Here is a 6902-nt window from a genome sequence, read left to right as displayed (position 1 = left end):
GATTCAAAATATTCGTCGCATCTTTGACTTACTATTTATTTTCACATGCCTAATAGTATTTTTAAATACGAAATTGATTAAATCTATTACTAGTTATTTTTACTTATTTGTCTTGAGTAATTTTTTGGAGGTATGTTATGAATAAACCAAAATTTTTCCAAAAGGTGGAGGTTGACTTTGTTTTATTGGCAACAGTTTTATTGATTTTGGCAATTGGTGTTGTAATGGTATATAGTGCAAGTTCTTATAGTGCACTTAATGATCCAACTATTCATGATGATATGTTCTTTTTAAAGAAGCAGGGACTTTTTGCTATTATAGGTATCATTATAATGCTAGTTGTTGAAAAAATTGATTATCATAAAATTAAAGGAGCAACGAATATTATAATACTTATGACTGTTATTTTGCTCGGAATAGTTCTCTTTTGCCCTGCGGTAAATGGAGCTAAACGATGGATACCTTTGGGTCCTTTAGGACAACTTCAACCATCTGAAATCGCAAAGTATGCTGTAGTGTTATTACTTGCAAAGGGAATAGAGAAGACAGGAGAAAATATCAAAAAATTTTTTCCAACAGTAGTTGTATATTTATTTGTAGCAGCTTTCTTTGCAGGCTTTGTATACATAGAAAAAAATTTAAGCATAGCCACTGTAATTATGCTGGTTAGCTTGATAATAATATATGTAGGCGGAGCGAAGGGGTGGCAGCTGGGATCAATAATTTTTTCTCTTGTGCCTTTAGGTTTTATATTTATTAAGGCAGAACCCTATAGATGGGCGAGACTTATGTCCTTTAGAAATCCTTGGAGTGATGCTAAAAATGTAGGATACCAGCTTGTACAGTCACTGCTGGCTTTAGGTTCTGGAGGAGTAATGGGGCTGGGACTTGGACAATCGAGACAAAAGGCTTATTATATACCGGAACCTCATAATGATTTTATTTTTGCAATTATAGGTGAGGAGTTAGGCTTTGTGGGCTGCGTGGTTATAATAATATTGTTTTTAATTTTAATACAGAGAGGCATTAAAATTGCAATTCATGCTAAAGATATGTATGGTACATTAATAGCTGTAGGAATTACATCAGTACTGGCTGTGCAGGCTATAATAAATATAGCTGTCGTTACAGGTTCTATACCAGTTACAGGTGTGCCCCTTCCTTTTATCAGCTATGGAGGTTCTTCTTTAGTAGTTAATTTAATGGCTATGGGAATTCTGTTGAATATATCTTCTCAAACTAATAAATAGTAATTATAGCATTGCTTGTAAGCAATGCTATAATTTTATAAATTTAAATGTCTTTTATTATTTAAATAGGTGGTATTATGTGGTATCATTAATTATAATATTAAATAAGGCATAGTCAAAAAATAACTTGCAGTTTTGTGTTGCTATTTGTTTTTAGATGCCTAACTAACGGGTGAGTGTATGGAAGAAAGTAAAAATGAGCTTATAGAAAAGAGAAGAAAAAAAAGAAGAATTAAAAGAGTTTCTTTTACTATGATATTGTTAATTGCTGTACTTATTACTTTATGTTTAAAATTAACATACTTTAATATAAAATATGTTAATGTATTAAATAATAAAACTATAGATTCTAATGAAATAATTAAAGAGTCAGGTATACAAAAAAATACAAACATATTTTATATGAATAGTACAAATATTAAAAATAATATTTTAAATAATCCCTATATACTTAGTGTAGACATAAATAGGAGTTTACCAAATACAGTGGATATAAATGTAGTTGAAAGAAAAGCGGTTTTTTATATACAAAATAATAATAAATTTAGTGTTATCGATAAAGATGGAAGGGTACTTGAAGTAAGAGATAATATCGACAATATGAATCTTATAAAAATTATTGGTGTAGATGCATCAAAAACTTCAATTGGGAAAGTAATACCTTTTAATGATAATAAAAAGATTGATACTATAAATATTCTTACCAACATCATAATTAATAACGATGTATGTAAAAATATTAAAGTATTAGATGCCACTGACAGTATGGATTTGAAGGCTTATTATAATAACATGTGTATAAAACTTGGTACTAGTGAAGACTTGCCAAAAAAGTTGAATAGAGCTATTAATATAATAAGTGCTAGAAATTTATCGGCTTCAACTGGGTATGTAGACGTAAGTTTTAATGGAAATCCAGTATTTTTTGTTGAAAAATAGGAGGATACAATATGACAGGATATAATATAAATAGAGCAAAATCTCAGATAGCTGTGGCATTAGTCTGTTGTATACTTGGATTTATGCTGGCTTATCAGTTTAGAATAATAAGTCTTCAGGAATCCAACTTAAATATTCAAGGGGATAGTTCACAGATTACTGGACAAGTTGAACAATTAAAAAATGAAAAGGATGATTTAAATAAAAAGGTTAATGAGCTTCAAACTAAATTAAAGCAATATCAAGATGCAGCAGCTACTAAAAGTGGTGCAGATAAGCAGGTAGTAGATGAGTTAAACAGCTTAAATGCCCTGGTAGGTAGTGAAGATGTGCAGGGCCCTGGGATTATTGTAACAATAACACCTAGAAATAATACTATCTTTTCTTCAAATATTGACAGTATAAGTAGTGTCATTACAGATAAAGCTTTAATTAATCTAGTAAATGAATTGCGCTTTGCTGGAGCAGAGGCTATTTCTATAAATAATATAAGAGTGACATCTTATACTGGCATAAAGACATCTGGTGGTGTTTCAAATATATTTATAGGAACCAGTGATAGAATTTCACCTTATGAAACAATTACCATAAGAGCTATAGGAAATAAGGATACACTTAATTCGTCAATGGTTTTTCCAGGAGTATTGTATAATAATCCAGATATACCTTCTTCAGCTTATACAGTTGCCACACCGCAAAAAAGTGATAATATACAAATTCCTAAATCTAATAAAGTTTTTAATTTTCAATATGCAAAATCTGTAAATAAATAATTAGAGCAGGATATTTTTTATTAATGGTTATGACTACTATATTATTTAAGGAGTTGATTGTATGATAGCATTTTTTGGCTTGTTAATAGGAATTGTAATAGGTGTGTTGTGGAATGTGCCTATACCAGATAAATTTTCACCATATATGTCAGTTGCAATATTTGCCTGTCTTGACTCGGTATTTGGTGCTTTAAGGGCAGGACTTTCAAAGCAATTTAGAGCAGATGTATTTATTTCAGGTTTCTTTGGAAATGCAGTGCTTTCAGTGGCATTAGTATATCTAGGAGATAAATTGGGAATACCTATTTATCTTGCAGCAGTTATAGTTTTTGGAAGTAGAATATTTAATAATTTTGCATTAATAAGAAGAACATTACTGGATAGAGGTAAAACTCAGTGATGAGGTGGATAAAGTGAAAAATAATGAATCAACAGTATTTGTATTTGCAGCTTGTATAATAATTGGAATTTTAATAACTTCAAATTTTAATTTTTCTAGAACTACTACAAGAGTTTTCTTAAATGCAAAGCAATATCAGGATCAGTATAATTATAAAAATAATTTAGTCAGTCAGATCAATGAATTAAGAGATAATTATTTTGATTTACAAAACAAGATACAGAAATTTGACAATACTAAAAGCAGTGAAGTTTTAGAGCAGGAATTAAAGCAGGAATTAAATAATGCTAAAGTTATTTCGGGAGAAATGGATGTAGAGGGGCCTGGAATTAAAATACAATTGGACGATGGAACAGATACGTTTAATGGTACTGTTATAAATTCTAATTATGATTTGCGAAAATTAATTCATAATTTTGATGTAAGTTATATAGTTAATGATTTGCAGTTAGCTGGGGCAGAGGCTATTTCTGTAAATGGTCAGCGAATAGCAAGTACTACAGAAATTTACTGCATAGGATCCTTTATCATGGTTAATGGTGTGTCTCTTGGCTCTCCTTTTTATATAAATGCCATTGGAGACAAGGATAAGTTAAAGGATTATATGATGTCAAGTAATAATTATTTATATACTATGATAAATAGAGGTATTGATGTTACTTTATATCAAAGTGATAATATAAAAATTGGCGGCTATGATGGAGGCCTTAGGCATAATTATTTAAAAACCAAGAATTAATTTTTATAAGAAAAATATGATGATATATAATTAAATTAAAAAAATTACTTAATCTATGAAGGATTTTTTTATTTTATGAAGAATAATATATCTATAGAGGTTAATTAATAGAATAATATATCGATATTATAAGGAGACGGTGTAATTTTGTCTATAAAGGAAAATATTTGTAAGATAAAAACACAACTGCCTGAAAATGTAACCTTAATAGCTGTATCTAAAACTAGGGCTGTGGAAGAAATTCAAGAGGCATACAATGAGGGCATAAGAGACTTTGGAGAAAATAAGGTTCAAGAACTTATAGAAAAAATAGACAGATTTGATTCTTCTGTTAGGTGGCATCTTATAGGTCATCTTCAGACTAATAAAGTAAAGTATATTGTTGGTAAAGTTCATTTAATTCATTCCGTGGACAGTGTAAAGCTCATAAATGAAATTGAAAAAAGATATGCAGCTGGTAATTTAATAGCAAATGTACTGGTTCAGATAAATATTGGAAGGGAAACATCAAAAACCGGTATATTTAAAGAGGATTTACCTGAAATTTTAGAGGAATGCGAGAAATGCAATAATTTAAGAGTTAAAGGTCTTATGGCTGTAATTCCAAAAGGATCAGAAGAAGAATGCAGAAGGTATTTTACTGAAATGAGACATATATGGAATAGCTTAAAGGAAAAGAATTATAATAATATTTCCATGGAGTATCTGTCTATGGGAATGACTCATGATTATAAAATTGCTTTAGAAGAAGGAGCCAATGTGATTAGAGTTGGTGAAGGCATATTTGGTAAAAGAAACTATAATAAATAATAAATAGGAGGAGAACAAAATGGCAAAAATGTTTAATAAAATTATGGGTATTATTGGTCTTGATGATGGAAGCATAGAAGAGGAATTTGAGGATCAGGAGGATATGAAGCTTCCGAGAGAAGAGGATGAAGAAGTGAATGAGCCAATACTAAGTAGTAAGAAAAGTAATAAAGTTGTAAACATTCATACAGCTTCTTCTGTAAGAGTTGTTATTTCAAGACCTAAGGATTATGATGAAGCAACCTCTATATGTGATGAATTGAAAAATAGAAGGATTATAGTGGTGAATGTCAGTGATTTAGAGCCTAAAACAGCTCAAAGACTACTTGATTTTATGGGTGGTGCTAGTTACGTACTTAGTGGTGAATTGCAGGAAGTAGAAAAAAATGTATACATATTATCACCTTCAAATGTGGAAGTTTCTAATGAATTACAAACTGAACTTTCAGGAAAAAGTATGTTCATGTGGAATAAATAAGGCATATGATTTAAAATAGACTAGCATACTGACTAGTTATTTATTTGAATGTGCCGAATGTAGATTGAAGAGAGAAAATGAATAAAAATGAATTTTTAAATAATATTTTCAGCGAAGATAAATTAACTTTGTCCAATATTTTTGACAAAATTAATCTTGCAATTAAAATAAGAAAAACAGTATATACCAACGAATTTTATACTCCTGATATTTGCAATGGTGTGTGCAGATTAGCAGGTTCTTTAGGTTTGCAAATTACACAATATGGTATTTTTGAAGATTGTGAAAGAAATATGTTGGCCTTTTCTGAACAAGAAGTTGATTATTTTCCATTAGAACTTATTAAGATAGAAAATAAATCAAAATTTAATAATTTAAGCCACAGAGACTATTTGGGAGCCATAATGTCCATAGGTATTAATAGAAATAAGTTTGGAGATTTAATTGTAGTAGATAATTCCTGCTTTGTTGCAGTTAGCAAGGATATATCAAGTTATATGATAAATAATCTGTCTTCCATAGGAAAATGTTCTTGTGATATTTATGAGTTAGAATCTGTAGGTTCTAATATACCAAAGATAAAATTTGAGGAATTTACTGTTATAGTCTCTTCTCTCAGATTGGATTGCTTAGTAAGTTCCATATGCAATATATCTCGAAGTAAAGCAGTTGAGCTAATAAGTAGAGGTAATATATTACTGAATTATGCATTAGAAAAAGAAAAAGATTATGATATTGCTTTTGGGACTACTATAACTATAAGAGGATATGGTAAATATAAATTAGTGAACGATATTGGTGTTACTGCTAAAAATAGAATAAAAGTCCTTATAAAAAAATTTGTTTAATCGGGGTGGTAAAGATGAGATTAACTTCAATGGATATAAACAATAAAGAATTTAAAAAGGTATTAAGAGGATATGATCAGGATGAAGTGGATGAATTTTTGGATAAAATAGGAGATAACTATGAAGAAATATATAAGGAAAATTCTTCACTAAAAGAAAAAGTATCTATTCTCAATGAAAAAATTGATCATTATTTAAAAATCGAGGATACTATTCAAAATACCCTTCTTTTGGCACAAAATGCTGCGGAACAAGCTAAGCAGTCTGCAAAAAAAGAGGCGGACTTAGTGGTGAGAAATGCAAATGACACCGCACAGAGAATAATAGATAAAGCCAATAGTGAAGTACTTAGAATAAGTGATGATTACGAAACTATTAAACAAGAATTTATAAAGTTCAGAGCAAAATATAGGAATTTTATGAACACTCAACTGGATATGTTTAATGATTTAGAAATGGATTTTGAAAAAAATTATAATGTAATCAATACAGAGCAGGTTAAAGAAAAGGAAATAGAAGAGTATGATGATAAACATTTATCCACTGAATTAAAGGCTTTAGATGACAAAGAAGAAAATTTTAATGATGATTTGAATGAAATAAAGAGTTTTTTTGTAAAAGAGTAAAAAAATCTCACCTATAAAGTGGGATTTTTGTTGATTAGT

The 6902-nt window shown here is 29.4% G+C and carries 9 protein-coding genes; all 9 read left to right on the top strand.

Annotation, left to right across the window (positions count from 1 at the left end):
• Positions 1-137: 137 nt before the first annotated feature.
• A complete protein-coding gene (gene ftsW / locus ABF633_RS10740; protein ID WP_415523704.1) occupies positions 138-1250 on the top strand; it encodes a putative lipid II flippase FtsW in 1113 nt (370 codons plus the stop codon).
• Between the two features lie 180 nt (positions 1251-1430).
• On the top strand, positions 1431-2189 hold the full coding sequence (locus tag ABF633_RS10735) for a cell division protein FtsQ/DivIB (RefSeq protein ID WP_415523703.1): 759 nt from the start codon (positions 1431-1433) through the stop codon (positions 2187-2189).
• 11 nt (positions 2190-2200) lie between these two features.
• The gene (locus ABF633_RS10730) at positions 2201-2962 is read left to right on the top strand and encodes a DUF881 domain-containing protein (protein ID WP_415523702.1); all 762 of its coding nucleotides are present in this window, start codon (positions 2201-2203) and stop codon (positions 2960-2962) included.
• A gap of 61 nt (positions 2963-3023) precedes the next feature.
• Positions 3024-3362, top strand: a complete 339-nt coding sequence (locus ABF633_RS10725) for a small basic family protein (protein WP_415523701.1) — start codon at positions 3024-3026, stop codon at positions 3360-3362.
• 13 nt (positions 3363-3375) lie between these two features.
• Entirely contained in the window at positions 3376-4101 is a 726-nt protein-coding gene (locus ABF633_RS10720) for a DUF881 domain-containing protein (RefSeq protein ID WP_415523700.1), read from the top strand.
• A 147-nt stretch (positions 4102-4248) separates the two neighbouring features.
• Positions 4249-4911 carry a YggS family pyridoxal phosphate-dependent enzyme gene (locus tag ABF633_RS10715; RefSeq protein ID WP_415523699.1) on the top strand — a complete coding sequence of 221 codons (663 nt, stop codon included), beginning with the start codon at positions 4249-4251 and terminating at the stop codon, positions 4909-4911.
• 19 nt (positions 4912-4930) lie between these two features.
• The gene (locus ABF633_RS10710) at positions 4931-5389 is read left to right on the top strand and encodes a cell division protein SepF (protein ID WP_415523698.1); all 459 of its coding nucleotides are present in this window, start codon (positions 4931-4933) and stop codon (positions 5387-5389) included.
• Between the two features lie 77 nt (positions 5390-5466).
• The gene (locus ABF633_RS10705) at positions 5467-6237 is read left to right on the top strand and encodes an RNA-binding protein (protein WP_415523697.1); all 771 of its coding nucleotides are present in this window, start codon (positions 5467-5469) and stop codon (positions 6235-6237) included.
• Between the two features lie 14 nt (positions 6238-6251).
• Positions 6252-6863, top strand: coding sequence for a DivIVA domain-containing protein (locus ABF633_RS10700; RefSeq protein ID WP_415523696.1), 612 nt, complete (start codon positions 6252-6254; stop codon positions 6861-6863).
• Positions 6864-6902: the final 39 nt, after the last annotated feature.

Origin of the sequence: Clostridium sp. (assembly GCF_047718555.1) — a bacterium.
GTDB lineage: Bacteria > Bacillota > Clostridia > Clostridiales > Clostridiaceae > Clostridium_I.
This window is presented reverse-complemented; position numbering and strand designations above follow the sequence as displayed.

What these genes read in the sequence shown, in the direction of transcription:
- ftsW (WP_415523704.1), top strand. Translation starts at nt 138, where the DNA reads ATGAATAAACCAAAATTTTTCCAAAAGGTGGAGGTTGACTTTGTTTTA.
- ABF633_RS10735 (WP_415523703.1), top strand. Translation starts at nt 1,431, where the DNA reads ATGGAAGAAAGTAAAAATGAGCTTATAGAAAAGAGAAGAAAAAAAAGA.
- ABF633_RS10730 (WP_415523702.1), top strand. Translation starts at nt 2,201, where the DNA reads ATGACAGGATATAATATAAATAGAGCAAAATCTCAGATAGCTGTGGCA.
- ABF633_RS10725 (WP_415523701.1), top strand. Translation starts at nt 3,024, where the DNA reads ATGATAGCATTTTTTGGCTTGTTAATAGGAATTGTAATAGGTGTGTTG.
- ABF633_RS10710 (WP_415523698.1), top strand. Translation starts at nt 4,931, where the DNA reads ATGGCAAAAATGTTTAATAAAATTATGGGTATTATTGGTCTTGATGAT.
- ABF633_RS10705 (WP_415523697.1), top strand. Translation starts at nt 5,467, where the DNA reads ATGAATAAAAATGAATTTTTAAATAATATTTTCAGCGAAGATAAATTA.
- ABF633_RS10700 (WP_415523696.1), top strand. Translation starts at nt 6,252, where the DNA reads ATGAGATTAACTTCAATGGATATAAACAATAAAGAATTTAAAAAGGTA.